Annotated in this window: 23 protein-coding genes and 1 other annotated feature (1 of these 24 running past the window's edge); of the genes, 16 read left to right on the top strand and 7 right to left on the bottom strand. The window is 42.9% G+C overall.

Annotation, left to right across the window (positions count from 1 at the left end):
• Window positions 1-80: a sequence feature (Trp leader region), on the bottom strand; it reaches 22 nt to the left of the window's first position.
• Window positions 81-285: 205 nt separating this feature from the next.
• The 4 genes from rnm (at window position 286) to ACY3ZI_RS10695 (ending at window position 4,453) form a co-directional block, all read left to right on the top strand.
• Window positions 286-1,152 carry an RNase RNM gene (rnm, locus tag ACY3ZI_RS10710; RefSeq protein ID WP_487375145.1) on the top strand — a complete coding sequence of 289 codons (867 nt, stop codon included), beginning with the start codon at window positions 286-288 and terminating at the stop codon, window positions 1,150-1,152.
• A gap of 221 nt (window positions 1,153-1,373) precedes the next feature.
• The gene (locus ACY3ZI_RS10705) at window positions 1,374-1,994 is read left to right on the top strand and encodes an L-threonylcarbamoyladenylate synthase (protein WP_036956539.1); all 621 of its coding nucleotides are present in this window, start codon (window positions 1,374-1,376) and stop codon (window positions 1,992-1,994) included.
• Between the two features lie 196 nt (window positions 1,995-2,190).
• Complete coding sequence (gene rluB, locus ACY3ZI_RS10700) at window positions 2,191-3,108, top strand: 23S rRNA pseudouridine(2605) synthase RluB (RefSeq protein WP_036956541.1); 918 nt, start codon at window positions 2,191-2,193, stop codon at window positions 3,106-3,108.
• Window positions 3,109-3,748: 640 nt separating this feature from the next.
• Complete coding sequence (locus ACY3ZI_RS10695; protein ID WP_249218321.1) at window positions 3,749-4,453, top strand: hypothetical protein; 705 nt, start codon at window positions 3,749-3,751, stop codon at window positions 4,451-4,453.
• A 32-nt stretch (window positions 4,454-4,485) separates the two neighbouring features.
• Here the strand turns inward: ACY3ZI_RS10695 and cobO are convergent, their stop codons facing one another.
• On the bottom strand, window positions 4,486-5,076 hold the full coding sequence (gene cobO, locus ACY3ZI_RS10690) for a cob(I)yrinic acid a,c-diamide adenosyltransferase (protein ID WP_487375144.1): 591 nt from the start codon (window positions 5,074-5,076) through the stop codon (window positions 4,486-4,488).
• Window positions 5,077-5,099: 23 nt separating this feature from the next.
• Entirely contained in the window at window positions 5,100-5,861 is a 762-nt protein-coding gene (locus ACY3ZI_RS10685) for a YciK family oxidoreductase (RefSeq protein ID WP_211885684.1), read from the bottom strand.
• Between the two features lie 178 nt (window positions 5,862-6,039).
• Here ACY3ZI_RS10685 and sohB point away from each other — a divergent pair, with 178 nt between their 5' ends.
• Window positions 6,040-7,086, top strand: a complete 1,047-nt coding sequence (gene sohB / locus ACY3ZI_RS10680) for a protease SohB (protein ID WP_211885683.1) — start codon at window positions 6,040-6,042, stop codon at window positions 7,084-7,086.
• A gap of 95 nt (window positions 7,087-7,181) precedes the next feature.
• Here the strand turns inward: sohB and ACY3ZI_RS10675 are convergent, their stop codons facing one another.
• Window positions 7,182-7,439 (bottom strand): DUF2498 family protein, encoded by a 258-nt coding sequence (locus ACY3ZI_RS10675; RefSeq protein ID WP_036956549.1) that lies wholly within the window; start codon window positions 7,437-7,439, stop codon window positions 7,182-7,184.
• A 287-nt stretch (window positions 7,440-7,726) separates the two neighbouring features.
• Between ACY3ZI_RS10675 and topA the strand changes: the two genes are divergently transcribed.
• From topA to ACY3ZI_RS10660, 3 genes are all read left to right on the top strand, one after another.
• Window positions 7,727-10,345 carry a type I DNA topoisomerase gene (gene topA / locus ACY3ZI_RS10670; RefSeq protein ID WP_211885682.1) on the top strand — a complete coding sequence of 873 codons (2,619 nt, stop codon included), beginning with the start codon at window positions 7,727-7,729 and terminating at the stop codon, window positions 10,343-10,345.
• A 389-nt stretch (window positions 10,346-10,734) separates the two neighbouring features.
• Entirely contained in the window at window positions 10,735-11,268 is a 534-nt protein-coding gene (sodC, locus tag ACY3ZI_RS10665) for a superoxide dismutase [Cu-Zn] SodC (protein WP_487375143.1), read from the top strand.
• Window positions 11,269-11,654: 386 nt separating this feature from the next.
• Entirely contained in the window at window positions 11,655-12,152 is a 498-nt protein-coding gene (locus ACY3ZI_RS10660; RefSeq protein WP_487375142.1) for a hypothetical protein, read from the top strand.
• Between the two features lie 183 nt (window positions 12,153-12,335).
• Here ACY3ZI_RS10660 and ACY3ZI_RS10655 read toward each other — a convergent pair whose 3' ends face one another.
• Window positions 12,336-14,369: a M13 family metallopeptidase gene (locus ACY3ZI_RS10655; protein ID WP_132495995.1), complete on the bottom strand. Its 2,034-nt coding sequence runs from the start codon at window positions 14,367-14,369 to the stop codon at window positions 12,336-12,338.
• Window positions 14,370-14,658: 289 nt separating this feature from the next.
• Between ACY3ZI_RS10655 and cysB the strand changes: the two genes are divergently transcribed.
• From cysB to ACY3ZI_RS10640, 3 genes are all read left to right on the top strand, one after another.
• Window positions 14,659-15,633: an HTH-type transcriptional regulator CysB gene (cysB, locus tag ACY3ZI_RS10650; RefSeq protein WP_036956553.1), complete on the top strand. Its 975-nt coding sequence runs from the start codon at window positions 14,659-14,661 to the stop codon at window positions 15,631-15,633.
• A 93-nt stretch (window positions 15,634-15,726) separates the two neighbouring features.
• A complete protein-coding gene (gene acnA, locus ACY3ZI_RS10645; RefSeq protein WP_487375141.1) occupies window positions 15,727-18,399 on the top strand; it encodes an aconitate hydratase AcnA in 2,673 nt (890 codons plus the stop codon).
• A 186-nt stretch (window positions 18,400-18,585) separates the two neighbouring features.
• Entirely contained in the window at window positions 18,586-19,035 is a 450-nt protein-coding gene (locus ACY3ZI_RS10640) for a hypothetical protein (RefSeq protein ID WP_187129139.1), read from the top strand.
• Between the two features lie 93 nt (window positions 19,036-19,128).
• Here the strand turns inward: ACY3ZI_RS10640 and hemB are convergent, their stop codons facing one another.
• Window positions 19,129-20,106: a porphobilinogen synthase gene (gene hemB / locus ACY3ZI_RS10635; RefSeq protein ID WP_487375140.1), complete on the bottom strand. Its 978-nt coding sequence runs from the start codon at window positions 20,104-20,106 to the stop codon at window positions 19,129-19,131.
• Between the two features lie 247 nt (window positions 20,107-20,353).
• Window positions 20,354-20,950 (bottom strand): GTP cyclohydrolase II, encoded by a 597-nt coding sequence (gene ribA, locus ACY3ZI_RS10630; protein ID WP_036956569.1) that lies wholly within the window; start codon window positions 20,948-20,950, stop codon window positions 20,354-20,356.
• Window positions 20,951-21,179: 229 nt separating this feature from the next.
• Between ribA and ACY3ZI_RS10625 the strand changes: the two genes are divergently transcribed.
• The 5 genes from ACY3ZI_RS10625 to yciH all read left to right on the top strand — a co-directional run bounded on the left by ACY3ZI_RS10625 (window position 21,180) and on the right by yciH (window position 24,647).
• Entirely contained in the window at window positions 21,180-21,890 is a 711-nt protein-coding gene (locus ACY3ZI_RS10625; RefSeq protein WP_487375139.1) for a phosphatase PAP2 family protein, read from the top strand.
• Window positions 21,891-22,044: 154 nt separating this feature from the next.
• The gene (locus tag ACY3ZI_RS10620; RefSeq protein ID WP_211885673.1) at window positions 22,045-22,362 is read left to right on the top strand and encodes a LapA family protein; all 318 of its coding nucleotides are present in this window, start codon (window positions 22,045-22,047) and stop codon (window positions 22,360-22,362) included.
• 6 nt (window positions 22,363-22,368) lie between these two features.
• Window positions 22,369-23,541, top strand: a complete 1,173-nt coding sequence (gene lapB / locus ACY3ZI_RS10615) for a lipopolysaccharide assembly protein LapB (RefSeq protein WP_211885672.1) — start codon at window positions 22,369-22,371, stop codon at window positions 23,539-23,541.
• A gap of 45 nt (window positions 23,542-23,586) precedes the next feature.
• Complete coding sequence (pyrF, locus tag ACY3ZI_RS10610) at window positions 23,587-24,324, top strand: orotidine-5'-phosphate decarboxylase (RefSeq protein WP_487375138.1); 738 nt, start codon at window positions 23,587-23,589, stop codon at window positions 24,322-24,324.
• Window positions 24,321-24,647, top strand: a complete 327-nt coding sequence (yciH, locus tag ACY3ZI_RS10605; protein WP_211885671.1) for a stress response translation initiation inhibitor YciH — start codon at window positions 24,321-24,323, stop codon at window positions 24,645-24,647. The genes pyrF and yciH overlap by 4 nt, the downstream gene beginning before the upstream one ends.
• 80 nt (window positions 24,648-24,727) lie before the next feature.
• Here the strand turns inward: yciH and osmB are convergent, their stop codons facing one another.
• Entirely contained in the window at window positions 24,728-24,934 is a 207-nt protein-coding gene (gene osmB, locus ACY3ZI_RS10600) for an osmotically-inducible lipoprotein OsmB (protein ID WP_006659769.1), read from the bottom strand.
• Window positions 24,935-24,963 lie beyond the last annotated feature (29 nt).

The following is a 24,963-nucleotide window of genomic DNA, read 5'->3' as shown; positions in this document are numbered from 1 at the left end:
GGCGGGTTCGGCACTGAGGCATTAACAATTTATGCGCGTGCGGCTTCCGCCCAATTTGGGAAGTCGCGCCACCAACGATTTGATAAATTGAAAATAGTCATACATGCCTCACTGGATAAACAAATTAAGTTTTAAATGCTTTTGCATACTAATTCTTTTGAATACTAATAGCTTTTGCATAAAAGTAATCTTGCGTACTAGTAAACTGGATCGCGCGGTTGATGTCAATAGCTGTTTGTATTTATTTTTAATTTTCGTTAAGACGAAAAGGGAGAAGGTAACAATATGTCGCAAGATTCGACGCCAATAGTGACTCGCTATGACTTACATAGCCATACGAATGCATCAGATGGAGAATTGCCTCCCGCTGAGTTAGTCGAACGTGCGATAGCAATGGGTGTGAATATTTTATCAATTACGGATCATGATACTTGTGATGGCTTAATTGCTGCCAAAGCGTATCTTGCTGACAATCCACGTCCATTAACATTAGTTAACGGGGTTGAAATATCCACCTTGTGGGAAAATATTGAAATTCATATTGTTGGGCTGAATTTTTCACCGAGCCATCCTACGATGGAAACGTTACTCTCGCAGCAATCACAACGCCGCCTAGACCGCGGGATTGAGATAGGTCGTCGCTTGCAAAAGGCAGGGATTGAGGATGCGTGGGAAAATGCTCAAGCGATTTCAGGTGGCGGCCAGGTCACTCGCGCGCATTTTGCACAGTACATTGTCAAAATTGGCAAAGAGAAAACCATCAATAATGTGTTTAAGCGCTATCTTGCGAAAGGGAAAACTGGCTATGTGCCTGCGCAGTGGTGCACCATTCAGGAAGCTGTGGATGCTATTCATCTATCTGGCGGTGTCGCGGTACTGGCGCACCCATCAAAATATCAATTATCGAATAAATGGCTAAGACGCCTGATCGAACACTTTAAAGCCTGCCAAGGGGATGCGATGGAAATATCTCATTGCCAGCAGCCGGCGAATGAGAAGCGATTTTTAGGAGAGTTGGCACAAGAGGCTAACTTGAAAACTTCTGTTGGGTCAGATTTCCATCGCCCTTGTTCGTGGATTGAGTTAGGGCGGAATTTATGGCTTCCTGATGATGAGCAAGCGGTTTGGACCCTCTGGGATAAAGTGAATTGATAGAAAGCTAAAACCTCTTAGTTTGTAAGAATATTACCTAATTCGTTGATGGATCACGGTTTGGGTGTAAAATAGTCTGTATATGAATTATTTTGTTGAGTCACAATATTATTTGATAAAGATATTACTGTGACCGTTTTGTTTTGTAAGAATAGATAGATAGTGCCATTTTTAGGTCGTTCACCGGATGATGCTGTCGATACTCAACTATAGAGGTCACTATGAGCCAGTTTTTTTATATCCATCCGGACAACCCTCAGGCAAGGCTAATTAGCCAAAGTGTTGAGATCCTGAATAAAGGCGGTGTTGTCGTCTACCCGACAGATTCAGGTTATGCCATTGGTTGTCGTTTAGAAGATAAAAATGCCCTAGAACGAATTTGCCGTATCCGGAAATTGGATGCGAACCATAACTTTACCTTGATGTGCCGTGATCTATCCGAAATCTCTAATTATGCCCATGTGGATAACACGGTATTTCGTTTAATCAAAAACAATACGCCAGGTAATTACACCTTTATTTTAAAAGCCACCAAAGAAGTGCCTCGCCGTTTGATGAACGAAAAGCGTAAAACTATTGGGTTACGCGTACCATCAAACCCAATTGCCCGTGATTTACTGGAAGCAGTGGGGGAGCCACTTATGTCCACCAGTTTGATTTTACCGGGCGATGATTTTACTCAATCTGATCCAGAAGAAATCCGCGATTTACTGGATAAACAAGTGGATTTAGTGATCCACGGTGGTTACATCGGGCAAAAACCAACCACGGTAATTGATTTTACTGATGACACTCCAGTTGTCGCTCGTGTCGGAACTGGCGACCCAACCCCATTTGAATAAGCCAATCTTCCTTGAAAATTCATTCTTTCAGGGAAGACGATTAGTCATAGGGGATCACAATAAACCTGTGTATAATGCGCAGGTTTTCAAATTCATCACTTTTTGCCGATGACACAAGACTTGTTAATTGAGCGAGGCTTGTTTTAATAGCGCAAGAAGCTATTTGACGCCTGTGAAGGCGACAGCTGAGGATCTCATGAGTTCTAAACCGCAACAAACTGAAAAGCTACAAAAAATTCTTGCCCGTTCAGGGCATGGTTCCCGCCGAGAAATCGAAGGCCTATTGAAAGAAGGCCGCATTAGTGTTGATGGCAAAATGGCAACATTGGGTGATCGTGTTGAAGTCAAAGCCTCCACAAAAATTCGTCTTGATGGTCGTGTCTTAGCGATAAAAGAGCCTGAAAAAGAAATTTGCCGCGTGATGGCATACTACAAACCGGAAGGGGAATTGTGCACGCGCCATGACCCTGAAGGTCGTCCAACGGTATTTAACCGTTTACCAAAACTGACTGGGGCTCGTTGGATTGCTGTAGGGCGTCTAGATGTGAACACCAGTGGTTTATTGTTATTTACAACCGATGGTGAATTAGCTAACCGCTTAATGCACCCAAGCCGTGAAGTGGAACGCGAATACGCAGTACGTGTATTTGGTGAAATCACGGATGCAAAAATTCGTCAATTAACTACAGGCGTGCAATTAGAAGATGGTCCGGCATCCTTTAAGACTGTGTCGTATCGCGGTGGTGAAGGGATGAACCAATGGTATAACGTCACTTTAACCGAAGGTCGTAACCGTGAAGTTCGTCGTTTATGGGAATCTGTTGGTGTGCAAGTGAGCCGCCTGATCCGTGTTCGCTACGGAGATATTGATTTACCAAAAGGTTTACCACGTGGTGGTTGGACTGAATTAGGTTTAGAGCAAACTAACTATTTAAGAGAGTTAGTTGAACTGGATGTTGAAACAGAAAGTAAAGTGTCTGTTGAGCGCGATCAGCGCCGCATCAAAGCTAACCAAATTCGCCGTGCGGTGAAACGTCACACTCAAGTGGCATCTCGCCCAGCAGCGAAACGCCAAACTTCACGCCCAACGGCTAAGCGCCGCACTCGAATCTAATCGTTTTAACGTTATTCGAATGATTTAAAATGAAGGTTATGGTATTTACCATAGCCTTTTTTTATTTCAATTTAATAGAATAGCGAAATGTTCTGTCATTCTGTTTGGTCATTTCAATAATTCATTCAACTTTGATTTTTCTAAAAATCGATTCATTCTGAATTTTATTTTCGAATAATATGAATAAGCCATCCTAATCTTAAATTATTATTTACTTGGCATCTTTTTTTGACTAGAAAATGATAAAGTTAAAAAAGCTGTGTTATTTCACTTATTACTTTTATTTCTTTGTTATTTTGATATTTAAAACTTAAAATACGCCAATATAGAGTTTATAAGGTATCTGTCACATTATGAGGCTTTTATATTGTACAACTCATCTATCTAAACTATTTTTATCATAATGAAATAATAAAAGGTTTTAATGTTTATGTTATGTGCAAAGTCGGCGAAATATGCAGCACTATTGAGTTTTGGCATAACAAGTTGTGATGTTTATCAACCACATACTTCTGAAAGTGGGCGATTCTTTTTTAGTAATGACTCGTCGGAAAATTATTCTTTCTTTATTGATAATAAGCTGATGGTGATCCCGAAAGCGTCAGTGGGTAGCTTGTATTTAAAGCAAGGCTTACATTCCATGACAACCGAAGAAGGTCAGCACATTTATTTTATGATTTACCCAGGTAATAAAGGAGGGATATTAAATCCCCAAAAGCAACTTTATTATTCTTACAGCTTTGTATACGGTAATAATGGAATTCCTTCTGTTCATAATCAAACAATACAGGAATTAACTATTGGTGATTATCAAGTGAAAGGAAGAGTTGAGAGTAGTGATGATATCATTATTGATAATAACGTATTCAACTGTGATTACCCGATAGGGACACGGATCCCTGAACAGTTAAATTCGCTAACGACTGTCAGCAAAATAAAAACAAAATGTTTTTCTTTTTCAGAACTCATTACGGCGATTTCGTCGGATGATAAACAAATGACGCAACTGGTTGTGCGTCAAAATGAGCCAGTGCAAAACAATACGGTAAGTTTAACATTTGACTATCCAGTCACACTCCCTGCTTTTGAAGATCAGCAAATTCAGCAGTATGCGGTGAAGGTGAATACGCTGATTCAAGCGTATCGAGGATCCGCTGACCCAGAAAAAAAACAGAACTTTTATAATCAATACCATGTAGCCGTATCGAATATGGCGGAGCGCTATAGCCAATGGGAGACAGGGGATAATTGCCTTGAGGAGCGACAAAAATATTTGCAATTCTTATCACAAACTGCCGCCATTTTTAGTGCTGGGGTTTTAAAACTAAATGTAGCACCAAAATAGCCTGTGGCTGCTAACTAGCATGTTGCCAAAGGCTACCAATCAATCCCTTTTTGCGCTTTGATCCCTGCATCAAAGGCATGTTTAACAGGGCGCATTTCTGTCACCGTATCGGCAAACTCCAATAGGTCACGGTGGCACCCTCGACCCGTAATAATGACGGATTGATTTTCAGGACGGCAACTTAATGCATTCATTACTTCAGCAAGAGGAAGATAATGGTAACTGACCATGTAGGTCAGCTCGTCGAGGATCACCAAGTCATATTGAGGGTCTTGCAATAATTCCACTGCATGTTGCCAAGTTTCTAGGCAAGCTTGTGTATCAGTCTGCTTGTTTTGTGTTTCCCAAGTAAACCCGGTGGACATCACATAAAAGGGGATGCCGTGAGGCTCTAAAAGATTGCGTTCGCCATTATCCCAGCCACCTTTAATAAACTGGACAACCGCGACTTTTTTGCCATGACCGACAGCACGACAAGCGGTGCCAAATGCTGCCGTCGTTTTTCCTTTTCCATTGCCAGTAAAGACAATCAGGATCCCGCGCTCCAGCTGGGCTGCTTCAATTCGCTCATCTACTTTTTGCTTTAAACGTTGTTGGCGTTCTTCGTGTCGGTCTTGGCTCATAGCTTGCTCCGTTTCGGTCGAGTTTAAGCTTTAATCGGTTTTAAATTGGGCTGAGCGTCTACGCTGGTTCCTGTTTGCTCGGTGCTATCATCACCCATTAAGTATAGATAAGTCGGCATGATATCGGCAGGTGTTTTTAGGGTCATAGGATCTTCACCGGGTGCCGCACCTGCACGCATAGCGGTACGAGTGCGCCCAGGGTTAATACAGTTAATACGTAATCCAGTGCCTTGATACTCATCGGCTAAGACTTGCATTAAACCTTCAGTCGCAAATTTTGAAACGGCATAAACGCCCCAATTAGCGCGTCCTTGTTTACCGACACTTGAACTGGTGAAAATCAGCGATGCGTGTGGGGCTTTTTCTAATAAAGGAAGTAATGCTTGTGTGAGCATAAAGCCCGCATTGACGTTAACTTGCATGACGTCATGCCAGAGCTGAGTCGGTTGTTCACTGATTGGTGCGATATTTCCTAGCAAACCTGCGCTATGTAATACGCCATCCAAGTAAGGGTGTTGTTTGGCAATATCGTCAGCGATAGCTTGGCAAGTTGCCTCAGTCGCTGTCAGTAAATCAATCACATAGGTTTCTACGGATGCACCGGTAGAATTAATAATTTGTTGTTTAACCGCCTCTAATTTTTGCGAGTTACGGCCTAATAAAATGATGGAGGCGCCAAAGCGTGCATACGTTAATGCTGCTTCTTGACCAATCCCGTCTGTAGCACCGGTAATTAAGATAGTTTTACCATTTAAAAGATCTTGTCTAGGCTGATAATGAAGCATAATTTTTCCTATCGTCATGAGTCGCGTTGAGGGTTATCATCGCGTAGATTGCACGGGAGGGCAATTTACCACATTTGTTTCATGTCTGTGGTTATTGATAACAGTTTTTTTACTGGTTGTTTGTGAACAATCATGCGATCATTTTTTTATTAGCGTTAAATATTAGAAGGATCAACTTGTGGAGTATTTCTCTTTGTACGGACTGTTTTTAGCAAAAGTGGTCACCATTGTGGTCGCCATTGCTGTGATTGCAGTATTTGTATTTGGCGTAGGTATGAGACGTCAAGGAAGTAAAGGCGCGTTAAAAATTACTGACTTAGGTGAAAGTTATCGTGAACGCCAACGTCAAATGCAGCAGATCAAAATGAATGATTCTGAGCAAAAAGCGTGGTCAAAGGCATTTAAAAAGCAGGAAAAAGCCAAGTCTAAAAATGAAAAAGCTGGGGCGAAAATGGGGCAAACTGCCGTCAAAAAGCCTTGCTTATATGTCTTAGACTTTAAAGGCAGTATGGATGCTCGTGAAGTTAGCTCTTTACGTGAGGAAATCAGTGCAATTCTTGCAGTTGCAGATCAGCAAGATGAAGTTTTATTACGTTTAGAAAGCCCAGGTGGTTTAGTCCATGGCTATGGCTTAGCAGCTTCTCAGTTGATGCGATTGAAAGAGAAAAATATTCCGCTAACAATTGCAGTTGATAAAGTAGCGGCAAGTGGCGGCTATATGATGGCGTGTATCGCGAATAAAATCGTTGCGGCACCGTTTTCTATTATAGGTTCTATTGGTGTTGTCGCTCAGGTTCCCAATATTCACCGCTTACTGAAAAAGCACGATGTGGATGTGGAGCTGCACACCGCAGGGGAATATAAACGTACACTGACCATGCTTGGCGAAAATACAGAGCAGGGGCGTAAGAAATTTGTTGAAGATCTGAATTCAACTCACGAACTGTTTAAAGATTTTGTTCATCAAAATCGCCCATCCCTTGATATTGCCGCGGTGGCAACGGGTGAGTATTGGTATGGAACACAAGCATTAGAGAAAGGGCTGGTTGACCAAATTGGTGTTAGTGATGATTTGATCATCGATGCAATCGAAACCAAAGAGATTATCAGCATCCGTTTTGTGATGAGCAAGAAAATGGTTGAGCGTTTTACCAGTAGCGCGGCAGAGAGTGCGGATAAGCTCTTATTACGCTGGTGGCAGCGTGGTCAAAAGCCGCTTTTATAAAAAAGCCAATAATGTTCACTGAATATTCATGACACAATATTTAAGTTGGACTACCCTTAAAAATACCGGCGATAAAAGCCGGTATTTTTTTATGTCTATTCTGATTCTTGCAGTCGGTACTTATCAGAAAAGAGGTGCGCCAAATGCTTATACATATTAAAAGCCGCTGGACTTTTTAAGGATGGTATTCCGTTTTCATCAAGGAAGAACTCGCCTTTAAAAACTAAAACACCACGATGTTGCTCGACATTATCCACGAACATGCCATCAAGGTACTCATCGTGGTTTTTGATGATTTCGTTGGCTTTTTCAAGTAGTTCTTGCTTTGAAATAGTTTGAATCTCATTGTTCATAGAATGCCTCTCTTGAAAAAATAATTGGTTGCTTCTAGCATTTTATCAGGTACAGTGTGTGTTTTTCAATGCGGCTAAACTGCATTATGTGGTTAAAATCAGTCAACTAGAGCAATTTGTATGCTTTACAAAATAATGTGACTGATGGATAAAATTCGTTTCGTTACAAATTATTGTGCGAAAAAATATTGATATATTGTGATTCTGTCGCAATATAAAAAAGAGATTCTCATTTTGCGCATTTGAATAGAAAAATGCGCCTTCGTTGATAGTAGGTAAAGGTAAATATGGGTAAAGCTCTTGTTATAGTGGAGTCCCCGGCAAAAGCCAAAACGATCAATAAGTATCTTGGCAGTGGCTACGTTGTAAAAAGCAGCGTTGGCCACATTCGTGATCTGCCGAAAAGCGGCTCTGGTTCACAATCCGGCTCACCAAAGAGTACAGGCTCATCTACCGATAAAGCAAAGACCGACAAAACAAAGAAAGTTAAAAAGGATCCGCAAGAAGCGTTAGTTAAACGCATGGGGATCGACCCTTATCATGGTTGGAAAGCGAATTATCAAATTCTGCCGGGTAAGGAAAAGGTGGTTTCTGAATTAAAAGCGTTAGCCGAAGATGCTGACCACGTCTACCTCGCGACGGACCTTGACCGCGAAGGGGAAGCTATTGCGTGGCATTTACGCGAAGTGATCGGTGGTGATGATTCTCGTTTTAGCCGAGTGGTGTTTAACGAGATCACTAAAAATGCAATTACTCAAGCATTTGAAAGCCCTGGCGAATTGAATATCGACCGTGTTAATGCTCAACAAGCTCGTCGCTTTATGGACCGTGTCGTGGGTTATATGGTCTCTCCATTATTATGGAAAAAAGTGGCGCGCGGATTATCTGCTGGACGCGTACAGTCCGTCGCAGTCAGACTTATCGTTGAGCGTGAACGTGAAATTAAAGCGTTTGTTCCTGAAGAGTATTGGGAACTCCATGCGGATCTAGCGGATAAAAACGCCGTTAACTTACGTTTAGAAGTGACTTCCCAAGCAGGAAAAGCTTTTAAACCTGTCAATAAAGTCCAAACGGAAGCTGCGGTTAAATTACTGGAAAATGCACGCTATCAAGTGATTGATCGTGAAGATAAACCAACGTCCAGTAAACCAAGCGCACCGTTTATCACGTCGACACTCCAACAAGCGGCGAGCACTCGCTTAAGCTTTGGTGTGAAGAAAACCATGATGATGGCTCAGCGCTTATATGAAGCGGGTTACATCACTTATATGCGTACGGACTCAACGAACTTGAGCCAAGATGCAGTGAACATGGTTCGTGGTTATATTTCCGATAACTTTGGCGCTCAGTATCTGCCAAAAGATGCCAACGTTTATACCAGTAAAGATAACTCCCAAGAAGCGCACGAAGCTATTCGCCCATCCAGTGTTGATGTACTGCCTGATTCACTGAAAGACATGGAAAACGACGCTAAGCGCCTCTACCAGTTAATTTGGAATCAATTTGTTGCGTGTCAAATGACACCAGCGAAATACGACTCCACCACGTTAACGGTTAAAGCGGGAGATTTCGAATTAAAAGCCAAAGGTCGTACGTTACGTTTTGATGGTTGGACAAGAGTCATGCCAGCACTGCGTAAAAATGACGAAGATAAAACATTACCTGCGATTCAAGTGGGTGCTGAATTATCACTGCTGGAATTACTACCAAGCCAGCACTTTACTAAGCCACCAGCGCGTTTTAGTGAAGCTTCTTTGGTTAAAGAATTAGAAAAACGTGGCATTGGTCGCCCATCAACGTATGCGGCAATCATTTCAACGATCCAAGATCGTGGCTACGTAAAAGTGGAAAACCGCCGTTTCTATGCGGAAAAAATGGGTGAAATCGTTACAGACCGTTTAGAGGAAAACTTCAGCGATCTGATGAACTATGACTTCACCGCTCGCATGGAAAACCAGCTGGACCACGTTGCGAATCATGAAGCAGAGTGGAAAGCGGTATTGGATGAATTTTTCTCCGATTTCAGTAAGCAGCTTGATGTTGCAGAAAAAGATCCGGAAGAAGGCGGTATGCGTACAAACCCAATGGTGATCACCTCGATTATCTGTCCTGACTGTGAACGTCATATGGGGATTCGTACTGCATCCACTGGGGTATTCTTAGGCTGCTCGGGCTATGCACTGCCACCAAAAGAGCGCTGCAAGAAAACCATCAATCTGATCCCTGAAGATGAAGTATTAAACATCCTCGAAGGTGACGATGCAGAAACTAACGCCTTAAGAGCGAAACGTCGTTGTCCAAAATGTGGCACAGCGATGGACAGCTATCTGATTGATAATGGTCGTAAATTACATGTGTGTGGTAACAACCCTGCATGTGAAGGCTATGAAATCGAAGAAGGCGAGTTCCGTATCAAAGGTTACGATGGTCCGGTGATTGAGTGTGATAAATGTGGTTCTGAAATGCACCTGAAAATGGGACGTTTTGGTAAGTACATGGGTTGCACCAACGAAGAGTGTAAAAATACCCGTAAGATCTTAAAAAGCGGTGAAATTGCACCACCGAAAGAAGACCCAGTACCACTACCAGAATTACCGTGTGAAAAATCGGATGCTTATTTTGTGTTACGTGATGGCGCAGCTGGCGTATTCCTTGCTGCAAACACTTTCCCGAAATCAAGGGAAACACGTGCGCCATTAGTGGCAGAGCTGCAACGATTTAAAGACAGATTACCGGAAAAACTGGCGTACTTAGCGGAAGCACCAGCACAAGACGAAGAAGGCAACCCAACAGTGGTTCGCTTTAGCCGCAAGACAAAACAGCAATATGTTTCGTCCGAGAAAGATGGCAAGGCGACGGGGTGGAGTGCGTTTTATGTGGATGGTGCCTGGAAAGCCAAAGAATAATTTTTTATTCTTCATACTTTGCACCATAGCGGCGTTGGCTGCACTCGCTAACCCTAGTCACATACTTGTATATGCTCCTAGGGATTAGCTCGATTACCGCCTTGCTACAGCACAATTATTTTGAATAAATCTATTGATTATATTCAGGATGACTCTGGTGCTAACCGCCGCCTGCTCTAACGCGAATTATTTAGAATAACGGTTTGGAATTTTGTAACGAAGTTCAAAGCCGAAACCGCAATCATTATAAAAGAGCCCTTAGGGCTCTTTTTTTTGTTCATAATTCGATAGCTCTCACATAACAAAAGCAGTAATCGCCCATTTTTATTCATTTATTATGCTAACGTTTAGCTTAAGGATAATAATCACGATGAATGACTGGAGGCAGTATGAAGTTCAAATTATGTTTGTTAGCGGCACTATTCACAACTGGCGCAGCGTATGCGGCACAAACTACGGTAGAGCTGAAAGAAGCGACAGCTAAAGGCGAGGGTAAGGCCATTGGTGAAGTGGTGATTTCTGAAACTGAATACGGATTACTCTTCACGCCAAAACTATCTGGTTTGCAAGCGGGTGGCGTGCATGGTTTCCATGTGCATGAAAACCCAAGCTGCGAACCGGGAGAAAAAGACGGTAAAACCGTTCCGGCACTCAAAGCGGGCGGACATTTAGACCCAGCCAAAACAGGGGTTCACAAAGGACCTTATGACAAAAAAGGCCATCTCGGAGATTTACCGGGCTTAGTGGTAGATAGCCAAGGTAATGCCACCTACAGCGTGCTAGCGCCAAAATTAAAATCCCTGAAAGATGTTCAAAACCGCGCGCTGATGGTGCATGTGGGTGGGGATAATTATTCCGATCATCCAGAGGCTTTAGGCGGTGGCGGCGCAAGGATGGCTTGCGGCATCATTCCTTCGTCATAATTCGCACCGTAGCTGTGTTGGCTACACTCACTAACCCTAGTCACATACTTGTGTATGTTCCCCGAGATATCCGCCTTGTTCTAACGCGATTTATTTAGAAGAACGGCAATGTAATAAAAAGGCGCATTTGGCGCCTTCATCAAATATTTACTGCTTATAATCTTAATTCGAATTAAAGATTGTCTGAAAGTTCTAGTTAAATTTTATAAAACAATATATTCATTACTCCCTCCCATGATACAACTAGGTTGGCTGTAATCATTGAATATGAAATTGACTTAATTAATTGATATTTATAATTTTTTATTGAAACTGATTGGGCGGGTTTATTTTTAATTCAATGATTATATAAGTATCCTTGCAGTATTTAATGATGAGATATTTGGATGGCATGTAGTTCACACAGGATGGTGCACGAAAAATTACAAGGTTTTGATATATACAGGTATATTGATGTTGAATATACTTTTTCCGAAGATACAACTAGACAGGTTACGTTTAGGTTAGTCTTTTATAAAGAAGAGTGTAATCAATTTTTGGTTGATCTTTATGGTGATGGGCTAACTGCGCTCGTTGTTAGCGTGGTAAGTTTTTATAATATTGATGCGGAAGATAACGAAAAATGTGACTCTTTATTCGATAAACCGCCAGATGCAGCGGCTTTGACCATGGTTGAGACTCGTTACTTCTACACAACCCTGATTGACATCATTTTTAAAATAGCTGAAACTGAAAACATAAAAATATTAACTTTTCAGGCTTATAGTGAAGAACTGAAAAAGGTTTATGACAGATTAGTAAAGCGATATAGCAAAGCGATGAACTTAACAACTCATACTAAAGGAGCTTGTTATGTTATACGAATGGAAGATATAAAATTATGAACGTAAATATTGACTATGATGCAATTAAAGCTGAGAAAAATGAAATGATTCAACGTTTTTTGCAGGCTAAAAAGAAAGCGGAACAAGCTGGACAAGTTGTTGCAAAACCTATCTAACCTTCTTCATCGATAAAAAAGCCTCTTACACAGAGGCTTTTCAACGCTATTTTACCGACTTAACCAATCACCAAATCTTAATTCGTTTCTCCGGTGCGAGGTAAAGGGCATTATCCTTATCAACACCGAAGGTGGTGTACCAATCATCGATATTACGGACGACGCCATTAGCGCGGAACTGATTTGGACTGTGTGGATCGGTGAGGATTTTGTTGCGCTCGGATTCTTTATTTGACAACTCTTGCCAGGTTCTGGCCCATGAAATAAAGAAACGCTGTAAGCCAGTCATACCATCAATAATCGGTGGCTCGCCATTTGGGTAGTTCTCTTTAGCAAATTGCTTATAAGCGCTTAGTGCGATATTTAAGCCGCCTAAATCGCCAATATTCTCACCGAGGGTTAACTCGCCATTCACTTTCTGTCCATCGACGGCAAAGCCATTATATTGATCCACCAACTTGGCGGTTTTCTCTTTAAAATGCGCTTTGGCACTGTCGCTCCACCAATTACGTAACTGGCCTGTACCATCATATAAGCTGCCTTGGTCATCAAAACCGTGACCCATTTCATGACCAATTACTGCACCAATCGCACCGTAGTTATAAGCAGGATCCACATTTGGGTCGAAGAATGGTGCTTGCAAAATAGCCGCAGGGAACACAATTTCATTTTGTACGGGATTGAAATACGCATTGATGGTTTGTGGTGTCATGCCCCATTCCCATTTGCGAACAGGTTGGCCAATTTTGCTCATGGCATCATTATATGACCAGGCTTCCACTTGCTTAAAGTTATCCATCAATGTGTTCGGTTTCAAATTAATGGTACTAAAATCATTCCATTTATCAGGGTAGCCAACTTTGACCGTAAACTGCTCTAGCTTTTTCAGTGCTTCTTGGCGAGTTTGCTCATCCATCCAATCATTATCTTTCAGACGCGCATTAAAGGTACCGCGTACATAACTGACCAAATCTTGTATTTTCTCTTTAGATTGTGGATTGAAATATTTCTCCACATAAATCTGTCCGAGAGGCTCACCTTGCAGTGAATTGACCGTTTGAAGAGCACGCTCTTGACGAGTCCGCTGTTTTTCAACGCCATTGAGTTTTTTCGAGTAAAAATCAAAGCGTGCGTCAGATAAGCTTTTATTTAAATAACTCGCATGGTCGTTCACGTACTGGAACGTTAGGTAATCTTTCAGGACTGAAACCGGGGTCTTGGCAAAAATCTGTGCCGTTTTTTCTACCGCCGTATCGTTCTCAACCACCACTTTCGCCAGTTGCTGATCCGTTAATTTCCAGTGCTGAATAAAGCTATCCCATGCAAAGCCATCGGTAAATTTTTTCATTTCAGCGAGGGTCATAGGATGATAGTTTTTGATGGTGTCACGGCGAGCTTCTGGGCTCCAATGCACTTCAGCAATGGATTTTTCAAGGTCGAAGATCTGTTGTGCCTTTTTCTTAACGTCTTTTTCGCCTGCTAATTTCAAGATTGTCGCAATATACGCGATATAGTTTTTGCGGATCTCTTTCATTTGCGGGGTATCGTCAAGGTAGTAATTACGATTAGGTAATCCAAGCCCACCTTGGCCAAGATACAGAATATAGGTATCTGGCGCCTTGGCGTCTAAATCCACCCAATAAGAGAGCACGGAAGTATAGCCCGGCAGGGTCATCAGACGGCTAATATCATTATGATCTTTGGCTTTTGCAATAGCCGCTAAGTCGGATTTGATTGGCGTTAAACCCGCTTTTTCAATGCTGGCTTCATCTAAATAACTCAAATATAAGTTACGAATATTTTTCTGATTATGATCCAAGCTGCTCTCAGGGGCTTGCTTTAATTCATCGATAATAGCTTGAGTCTGCTTCTCGGTACTTAAATACAAATCCACAAAAGAGTTAATTCGTGGCATACCTGTTGGGATTTTCGCCTTATTAATCCAATCATGGTTAACATATTGGTAAAAGTCATTACCCGGCACGATGGTGTCTGATAACACGATTTTTTGCTGACCGTAAGATAGCTCTTTCGCTAATAAGTGAGGCGCAAAGGATAGGGTTGATAAACCGACCATCATGGCTAAAACTTTTATACGCATCTAGATAACCTCTCTGTAGTCTAAATAGGATGCTCACCGCAAAAATGGAAATAAAATTCGCATGCTAATTATTCAAGCATAGTCGAAGAAAAAAATAATCTGACTTTGCAATACCTTACTTGGGTGCCGCCTTTTTTTCACAACAAGATGAAATAATATCATCATACTGTTTATTCTCATTAGTTTGATGTTATATTGGTTATATATAAATTAAACAATATTACTTTTTGTTATATGTAATGTTTTTTAGCTATAGCAGAAATGATTTCCTGTAAGAGGTGGAGCGAGTATGAAGTTACAGCAACTGCGATATATTGTTGAAGTGGTTAATCACGACCTGAATGTTTCATCAACAGCAGAAGGGTTATTTACTTCCCAACCGGGGATCAGTAAGCAAGTCAGAATGCTGGAAGATGAACTAGGCATTCAAATTTTTGCGCGTAGTGGTAAGCATTTGACTCACGTGACTCCAGCTGGTGAGGAAGTTGTGCGCATTTCCCGTGAAGTGCTCTCCAAAATTGAAGCTATCCGTTCTGTTGCCGGTGAGCATACCATTCCTGATCGCGGTAGCTTAAAAATTGCCACGACACATACCCAAGCTCGCTATGCCTTACCGCCTGTAATCAAAACCTTTATTGAGCGTTATCCTCATGTTTCCTTGCATATGCAGCAAGGCTCGCCAACCCAAATCGCTGAAGAAGTTTGCAAAGGGAATAGTGATTTTGCTATCGCGACAGAAGCGCTCCATCTGTACAGCGACCTTATCATGTTGCCGTGCTATCACTGGAACCGTTGTGTGGTGGTACCGAAAGGGCACCCACTGACCGAGAAAAAGAACGTTACGATTGAAGATATTGCAGAATACCAAATTGTGACTTACACCCACGGGTTTACTGGGCGTTCAGAGTTGGATGTAGCATTCCAAAAAGTAGGCTTAGAGCCCAAAATTATTTTCACTGCCACGGATGCGGATGTGATCAAGACCTATGTGAAGCTCGGTTTAGGGATTGGCATTATCGCCAGCATGGCGGTGGATCCTGAGGTGGATAAAGACCTCGTGGTTATCGATATGCGCGATAAATTTAGCTACAGCACCACGAAAATCGGTTTTAAACGTACCAGTTTCCTGCGCAGCTATATGTATGATTTTATTTGGCGTTTTGCCCCGCATCTCACACGTGATGTGGTGGATAAAGCCATTGCCTTGCGTAACAACGAAGATATCGAAGAATTTTTCAAAGAAATTGAGCTTCCTATTCTTTAATTGGCACAAAATCTATAGAGGAAATGATTATGAGGACTATGATTAATAATACTGCGTAAAAAAATAAGGTGATAAAAACGCCAAGGAGGAGTTATGTCGTTGAGTTTAAAAACAAACAGTGCTGCAACACTGAATGTCGGTAACAAACAGTATAATTACTTCAGTCTTGCCCTTGCAGAGAAACAATTAGGCAGCGGGGCGAGACTTCCTAAATCCCTCAAAGTTCTACTCGAAAACCTACTGCGTCATATCGACGGTAAATCCGTCGTTGACGCCGATCTCCAAGCCATCATCGATTGGCAAAAAAACGCTCATGCGGATAGAGAAATTGCTTATCGCCCCGCGCGGGTGCTGATGCAAGACTTTACCGGTGTTCCTGCGGTTGTCGACCTCGCCGCTATGCGTGAAGCGGTTAAATCCCTTGGTGGCAACGTCAACCAAGTTAACCCATTATCTCCCGTTGATTTAGTCATTGACCACTCAGTGATGGTCGATGAGTTTGGTAATTCCCAAGCGTTTGATGACAACGTCGAAATCGAAATGAAGCGTAACCACGAACGCTACCTATTTTTACGTTGGGGACAAAAAGCGTTTAACCGCTTTAGGGTAGTACCGCCGGGAACGGGAATTTGCCACCAAGTTAACCTTGAATACCTCGGCAAAGCAATTTGGCATGAAGAGATTGATGGCAAATTAGTTGCTTACCCTGATACGTTGGTTGGAACTGACTCCCACACCACCATGATCAACGGTCTGGGGGTATTAGGCTGGGGTGTTGGCGGAATTGAAGCGGAAGCCGCAATGCTGGGGCAACCTGTTTCCATGCTGATCCCCGATGTGGTGGGCTTCAAGCTAACCGGTAAATTAGCAGAAGGGATCACCGCGACAGACTTGGTGTTAACCGTTACTCAAATGCTACGTAAGCATGGTGTGGTGGGTAAATTTGTTGAATTCTATGGGGATGGATTAGCTGACCTGCCATTAGCCGACCGCGCGACCATTGCCAATATGTCACCAGAATATGGGGCAACCTGCGGCTTCTTCCCGATAGACGAAATTACCCTTGCGTATATGAAACTGACAGGGCGTGAAGATGATGAAATTGCGCTGGTGGAAGCCTATAGCAAACAACAAGGTTTATGGCGCCATCCAGGGGATGAACCGATTTTCACCAGTACCTTAGCGCTGGATATGGGCACGGTAGAGTCCAGCCTTGCAGGACCTAAACGCCCACAAGACCGTGTTGAACTGAGCCAAGTTCCGAAAGCATTCCAAGGCGCAGTGGATTTAGAGCTGAATAAGCAAGATAAACATGCGCATCCTCGCGTGAACTTTCAAGGGCAGGAATTCGACCTTACCGATGGCGCGGTAGTGATCGCCGCTATCACATCCTGTACCAACACCTCTAACCCTAGCGTATTAATGGCAGCAGGGTTACTGGCGAAAAAAGCGATAGAAAAAGGACTTTCTCGTCAGCCATGGGTTAAGTCTTCTCTCGCACCGGGTTCGAAGGTCGTGACTGATTACCTCGCGTTAGCAGGATTAACCCCTTATCTGGACAAACTGGGCTTTAACCTTGTGGGGTATGGTTGTACTACCTGTATTGGTAACTCTGGTCCGTTACCTGCACCGATTGAAGAGGCAATTAAACAACATGATCTGACGGTTGGGGCAGTACTTTCAGGTAACCGTAACTTTGAAGGACGCATTCATCCGTTGGTAAAAACCAACTGGCTGGCATCACCACCACTCGTCGTTGCCTATGCACTGGCGGGCAATATGCACGTTAATTTAAAAACCGACCCATTAGGGGTGGATCAACAGGGTCAGCCTGTCTACTTGAAAGATATCTGGCCATCCAGTGCGGAAATTGCCAGTGCGGTGGAGAAAGTCAAAACTGACATGTTCCATAAAGAATATAACGCGGTCTTTGAAGGGGACGAAGCTTGGCGTGCGCTGGATGTTGAAAGCTCCTCAACCTACCATTGGCAAGGGGATTCAACCTATATTCGCCATCCACCATTCTTTGAAAACATGCCTGCGCAACCTAAGCCCGTCGCGGATATTCACGGGGCAAATATTCTCGCTATTCTCGGGGATTCGGTAACCACTGACCATATTTCTCCGGCGGGGAATATTAAGAAAGAAAGTCCAGCGGGGCGTTATCTCCAAGAACACGGTGTAGCGGTTGCGGATTTTAACTCTTACGGTTCTCGTCGTGGTAACCATGAAGTCATGATGCGCGGTACGTTTGCTAATATTCGTATTCGTAATGAAATGGTACCGGGGGTGGAAGGCGGCTATACCTTACATATTCCAACAGGCAAACAGATGGCTATCTTTGATGCGGCGATGTTGTATCAGCAACAAAAACGTCCGTTAGCCATTATTGCGGGTAAAGAATATGGTTCAGGCTCTAGCCGTGACTGGGCGGCAAAAGGCACCAATTTACTGGGTGTTCGTGTGGTGATCGCCGAATCCTATGAACGTATTCACCGCTCTAACTTAATTGGGATGGGGGTTATTCCATTAGAATTTACAGGTGGAGAAACCCGTAAAACCCTGGATTTAAAAGGCGATGAGCGTATTGATGTTACTGGTTTACAGTCTCTGACTCCAAGCCAAAGTATCACCGTAAAAATTACGTATGGTGATGGCAAAGTGAAAGAGGTGAATACTCGTTGCCGCATCGATACTGCGACGGAAATGGAATATTATCGACACGGCGGGATCTTGCATTATGTGATCCGCCAAATGCTCAATTAATCTCCGTTTATGGCGCCTACAAGATTTCTTGTGGGCGTTTTTTCTTTATTAACGCTTAATATTGTTATTTCTCAAGTTTTTTAGCCAGTTTCTCAGTTATTGTGATAGTCAGTATTCAGAAAAAGCTCAGTAGTTTGATGGAATGAAGTGACCGCATTTATCGAAAATAGCGTAAAGGAAATCAATATGGCAAATATCAATGAAACTGATTTTTTCAAGGGTGCATTATGGGCGGCAGACATTCTATTAAGCACTTCACATTGTGCGGGTGCGAATGATGAAGTTCGTGACATTTTAGAACATATTCCGAATCTTTATTCAGTTGTCATGAGAACCCCAGAAACCGAAGTCCATGATTTAAGATTATATGCAGATAAAGAGTTTCCATTAGGCTTGAATGCCGAGTACACCGCAATTTCTATTGCACCACTCAAAGATTTCTTTGATATTTTGCCTGTCACCGATCACGAACTTGATTGTGAAGCCATGGATATCGAAACGTGGGGCGTCGTTGCTGACCTTGCAAATGGTAAAAAAGATCTTCTGATTGCAGGGCTACTGACCCCAGAAACAGCACAAATGTATGCAGACCGGCTATCCGAGCAGCTAGAATTCCAACAGAAAAAGGCGAGTTAATCTTCATATCGTTGAATAAATGAGCGGAAATGAACAAAAACGCCGATACTGTATTTATATCCAGTATCGGCGTTTTATTATCTTAAAGAGAGACTACAGGATCTTATTTTCAGCTAATTGCAGTGCGAAATAAGTAAAGATTAAATCTGCACCAGCGCGTTTAATGGCCCCTAAGCTTTCTAACGTGACGCGAGTTTCATCAATGGCGCCTGCTTGCGCGGCAAATTTGATCATGGCGTATTCACCACTGACTTGATACGCACCAATAGGCAATTGGGTACACTCACGCAGGTCACGGATAATATCTAAGTAAGCACCCGCGGGTTTTACCATCAGCGCATCTGCGCCTTCTTGCATATCAATCAGCGACTCGTGCAGCGCTTCACGGCGGTTCATTGGGTTCATTTGGTAAGTCTTACGGTCACCTTTTAAACATGAACCTGCTGCATCACGGAATGGGCCGTATAGAGCTGATGCGAATTTCGTGGAGTAAGACATAATCGCTGTATCGGTAAATCCTGCTTCATCAAGTGCATGGCGGATTGTGGCAACTTGCCCATCCATTGCAGCAGAAGGAGCGATAAAGTCAGCACCGGCACGCGCAGCAGCAACGGCCTGCAGACCTAAATTATGGATAGTTTGGTCGTTATCAACCACGTCACCGTGCATCACACCACAGTGACCGTGAGATGTGTATTCGCAGAAACAGGTATCTGACATCACAATCATTTCTGGGACGGTCTCTTTACAGATACGAGACATACGCGCTACCAGACCATTGTCTTGCCATGCATCGCTACCATTTTCATCTAAGTGATGAGATACACCGAAGGTCATGACCGACTTAATGCCCGCTTTTGCAATACGCTCAATTTCATAGGCTAAGCGTTTTTCTGGAATACGCACAACGCCTGGCATACTCGCAATCGGTGCGTAATCATCTAAGCCTTCTTCGACGAAAATAGGCAAACACAAGTCATTGATGGAGAGGTGGGTTTCTTGGAATAGGTCGCGGAATTGTTCACTTTTACGCAGTCTTCTCATGCGCTGGATGGAATGCAGGTTATTCACACTATCTCCTTGGTAAACGAAAAATAGACATTTCCCATTCGGATTATTATGTGGGAATGTTCAACTCTTATTTTTCGATGTATTTAATAATGAATGGGATTAAGTTGCGAACAGTATAAACCTTATAAAAAGAATGTGAATATATCACTCGTCAATTGTTATAGATTCGATTGTTATGATGAAAATGGGAATTAAGGCAAGAATAATAGGAAGAACAAGGGATGCTCTTCCTGATTGAGAAGGATAATTATTGGTGCTTAAATAACATATGACCCATTTTTTGTGCTTTCACATCTAAATAATGTTCATTGCTAGGATTTCGTCCAACAATTAATGGCACACGTTCAACGACGTTGATACCCGCTTCACGCATAATATCAATTTTTTTCGGGTTATTAGTCAGTAAGCGAACTTCATTAATGCCTAATAATTTATACATATCAGAACACAGGGTAAAATCACGTTCGTCGGCTTTAAATCCTAATTTTAGGTTAGCTTCAACGGTATCTAATCCTTGGTCTTGTAATGCATAAGCACGGATTTTGTTCAGTAACCCAATATTACGACCTTCTTGGCGGTGATACAGCAGTACCCCTCGGCCTTCTTCACTAATTTGCTTGAGTGCAGCTTCTAATTGAAAACCACAGTCACAACGTAAACTAAATAATGCATCGCCAGTTAAGCATTCGGAATGAATTCGACTGAGTACTGGCGTTGCGCCTGTAATATCACCAAAAATAAGCGCGACGTGGTCACGACCTGTTGCGATTTCTTCAAACCCTACCATTAGGAATTCACCGAAAGGGGTAGGTAGTTTGGCTTCGGCAATACGTTTTAGCTGCATATTTTCTTTCATTAGTTAAAGTAACTCTTGCTGAATTAAACACGTAAATCGATATAGTACTAAAGTTATATGGTCACTAAAGTTAAATATATCGATGCTATATGACGTTTGCATATAGAGTCCGGCATTCTTTGCACACAGCCGACGCTATACTACTATAACAGAGATATTTGCAGGCTATGTAAAATTTGTTAATTAGGAAATAATTAAAACGTAAGGAATATTCTAGATGAGAAAGAGTGCCTACCTTATCGCAATAAGTGTCATTTTTTTGCTGTTACCGCCGATAGTTATGATAGCCACAGGCTGGCAGTGGACTCCTGATCATCAGCCATCGATGAAATGGCTACTTTGGTTGACGGATAGCGCGGGATTACCTTATAGCTATGTGACGTTTGTATTTTTAACTCTCTTAACGTTAATCGTCTTTCGTCATAAGCGGAATCAATGGCTAAAGCTGCTGGTGGTTATAGCGTTATGTATTCTCGGTGCGCAAGGGGTGAAGTCCTTAATGAAAAGCACCTTCCAAGAACCGCGTCCCTATGTGGTGTGGCTGGAAAAAACGTATCAAATTCCCCATCAGGAATTTTATGATTTAAAACGCGGGGAGCGAGCGGATTTAATTAAGAATACCGTGAAGTCAGACTCGCTTATTCCTAAATGGCAGCGTAAACATTGGCAGGCAGAAACGGGCTACTCATTTCCTTCAGGTCATATGTTCTTTGCTGCGGGATGGGCATTGCTATTAATTGCGCTGTTTTGGCAACAACGTCAATATGCATTGGGAATCATCATATTATGCTGGGCGCAGGGCATCGGATTAAGCCGTATGCTACTAGGAATGCATTGGCCCCTTGATATTATTGCCTCCACGTTGATGAGTGCGCTTTTCGCGTTGTTAGGTTACTGGATATATCAATCTCGATTCTTAGAGAAATGAATTTAACGCTAATCGGATTATCATGATGAAAAAGGGCGGTTTTTAGAGCGAATACTCTTGGCAGGCGAATAATTTACTTTGTCTGAATGCGCTGAAAATGCTACCTTATCAGAGATATGTTTTGGAACGATAAGAACTGATAACGGGAAAAAATGTGAAATATTTTCTGATTTTATTACTAGCGGTCGCCGTTTTTATTGTGTCGATTACGCTAGGTTCAAGCAATGATCAGGTTATTACATTTAACTACCTGATTGCAAAAGGGGATTTTTCTTTATCTTCCTTACTTGCAACCTTGTTTGGTGTCGGTTTTGTGCTGGGGTGGCTGGTGTGTGCGATGTTCTATTTGCGTACCATTGTTAGCCTTAAGAATGCACGTCGTAAAATTAGACGTTTAGAATCACAATTGGGTGCTGGAGAGAAAACTATTTCTGACTCAACCGAATTAGTGACAGCTCAGAACAAGGAATAATCCTCAATGTTCGAGTTGCTTTTTCTGTTGCTACCTGTTGCCGCTGCATATGGTTGGTACATGGGGCGCAGAAGTGCTCAGCAAGATAAGCAGCAGCATGCAAATCGCTTGTCCCGTGACTACGTGACAGGCGTGAACTTCCTATTATCTAATCAACAGGATAAAGCCGTTGATTTATTCCTCGAAATGCTCAAAACGGAAGATAGCTCCGCCTTTGAGGCTCACCTAACTCTCGGTAACTTATTCCGTTCTCGTGGCGAAGTTGAACGCGCGATTCGAATTCACCAATCGCTGGTGGAAAGTGCAGCACTGTCTTTTGAACAACGTTTATTGGCCACTCAACAGCTTGGTCGTGATTATATGACCGCTGGTGTGTATGACCGCGCTGAAAACATGTTCCAGCAATTAACCGATGAAGTGGACTTTAAACAGAGTGCGCTGCAATCTTTGTTATCGATTTATCAGTTAACCAGTGATTGGGGCAAAGCCATTGAAACGGCAACCAAGCTGGTGAAATTAGGCGCTGAAGAGTTACGGGAACAAATCGCCCATTTCTACTGTGAGTTAGCGACTCAAGAATTGGCGAGTGATGATATCGACGAGGCCTTAAGCCTATTAAATAAAGGCGAGCAAGCGGATAAAAACTGCGCACGCGTTTCGATTATGAAAGGGCGTATTTTTATCGAGCAAGGCAATTATGATAAAGCGATTTCTGCCTTAGTGCAGGTTTATCATCAAGATAGAGAACTGGTTTCTGAAACACTGCCAATGCTGTACGAATGCTATCGACACACTGGGCTGGCGGAAGGCTGGGAAAGCTATTTACGTCAATGTGTTGATGGAAATACAGGTGCCATTGCCGAGCTTTATCTCGCCGATATTATCGTTGAAAAACAGAATCATGAAGCGGCTGCTAGCTATATCAATGACCAAATTCAGCGCCATCCAACCATGCGCTTATTCTACCGTTTGATGGATTACCATCTGGCGGAAGCGGAAGAAGGTCGAGCCAAAGAGAGCTTGATTTTGCTGCGTAAAATGGTGGGGGAGCAAATTCGTACTAAACCGGATTACCGTTGCCACAAATGTGGTTTTACCTCCCGTTCGCTCTATTGGCACTGTCCATCTTGTCGCTCTTGGGACACCATCAAGCCAATTCGCGGGCTGGATGGTCAGTGACAGCGTCACTTATAATTTCTGACAATACTCAATAAAGGCTATGAAATGATCTCCTCAACTGAGAACCTCGTTCGCGTAAACACTGACTCGCCTATCATTGTGGCTCTAGACTATGAAACTGCGGATGCCGCACTTGCATTTGTGGATAGGATTGACCCGCGCGACTGTCGCTTGAAAGTGGGCAAAGAAATGTTCACATTTAATGGTCCTCAATTTGTTAAGTCACTCCATGACCGTGGTTTTGATGTTTTTTTGGATCTTAAATTCCATGATATTCCGAATACGGTTGCTCGTGCGGTTTCCGCAGCGGCAGAAATGGGCGTTTGGATGGTGAATGTTCACGCTAGCGGCGGCGCACGAATGATGGAAGCGGCACGCCAAGCTCTTGAAAGCTACGGTAAAGACGCTCCTTTATTAACAGCTGTCACCGTATTAACCAGTATGGATGCCTCAGATTTAGCGGGTGTTGGTATTAACTTAACGCCAGCAGAGCATGCTGAGCGTTTAGCGCTGTTAACTAAGCAGTGTGGTCTTGATGGTGTCGTGTGCTCAGCACATGAAGCAAAAGCGCTAAAAGCGGCATGCGGGCAAGAGTTCAAGTTAGTTACTCCGGGTATTCGTCCTGTAGGCAGCGAAGTGGGTGACCAGCGTCGTATTATGACCCCACAACAAGCGATTGAAGCAGGTGTCGATTACATGGTAATCGGGCGTCCGATCACCCGTAGTGAAGACCCAGCGCTGACCTTACAACAAATTAATCAGTCCATTAAGGATATCGCATGAGTGACGCTAACAGCCGTCTCGTGTATAGCACAGATATAGGACGCATTGAGGAAGAAAAACCGAAAGCCGAGCGTCCAAAAGGCGATGGTATCGTGCGTATTCGCCGTGAAACATCCGGCCGTAAAGGAAAGGGTGTTTGCGTTGTGACGGGCTTAGATCTGGATGATGCGGAATTGATAAAGCTGGCCGCTGAATTGAAGAAAAAATGCGGTTGCGGCGGTGCAGTAAAAGATGGTGATATCGAAATCCAAGGTGATAAGCGTGACTTGCTGAAACAATTACTGGAAGTCAAAGGCTACCAAGTTAAATTAGCAGGTGGTTAATTAGCAGTATTTAAGAAATAACCATCCTAATAAAAATGGGGGAAATATTCCCCCATTTGTCATTAAAGTGTGTGTTAAATTTACTTCTTCACTTGATGTCCAATAATCCCGCCGATAGCCGCGCCGCCTACTGTGCCCAGAGCGCTTCCATCCGTTAATATTGCGCCTCCAACAGCACCGACAGTCGCTCCAATCGCTGTGTTTTTATTCTGTTTTGACATATTTGAACAAGCACTGAGACCCAGCGCCACCGTTGCGATAATGACAAAAGAGAGGATGCGTTTCATGATGTTTACTCCAACTTATTTTTTATAAT

It is taken from the genome of Providencia sp. LY12 (assembly GCF_057621555.1).
The sequence above is the reverse complement of the archived record's forward strand: the minus strand, read 5'-3'. Positions and strand labels throughout refer to the sequence as shown.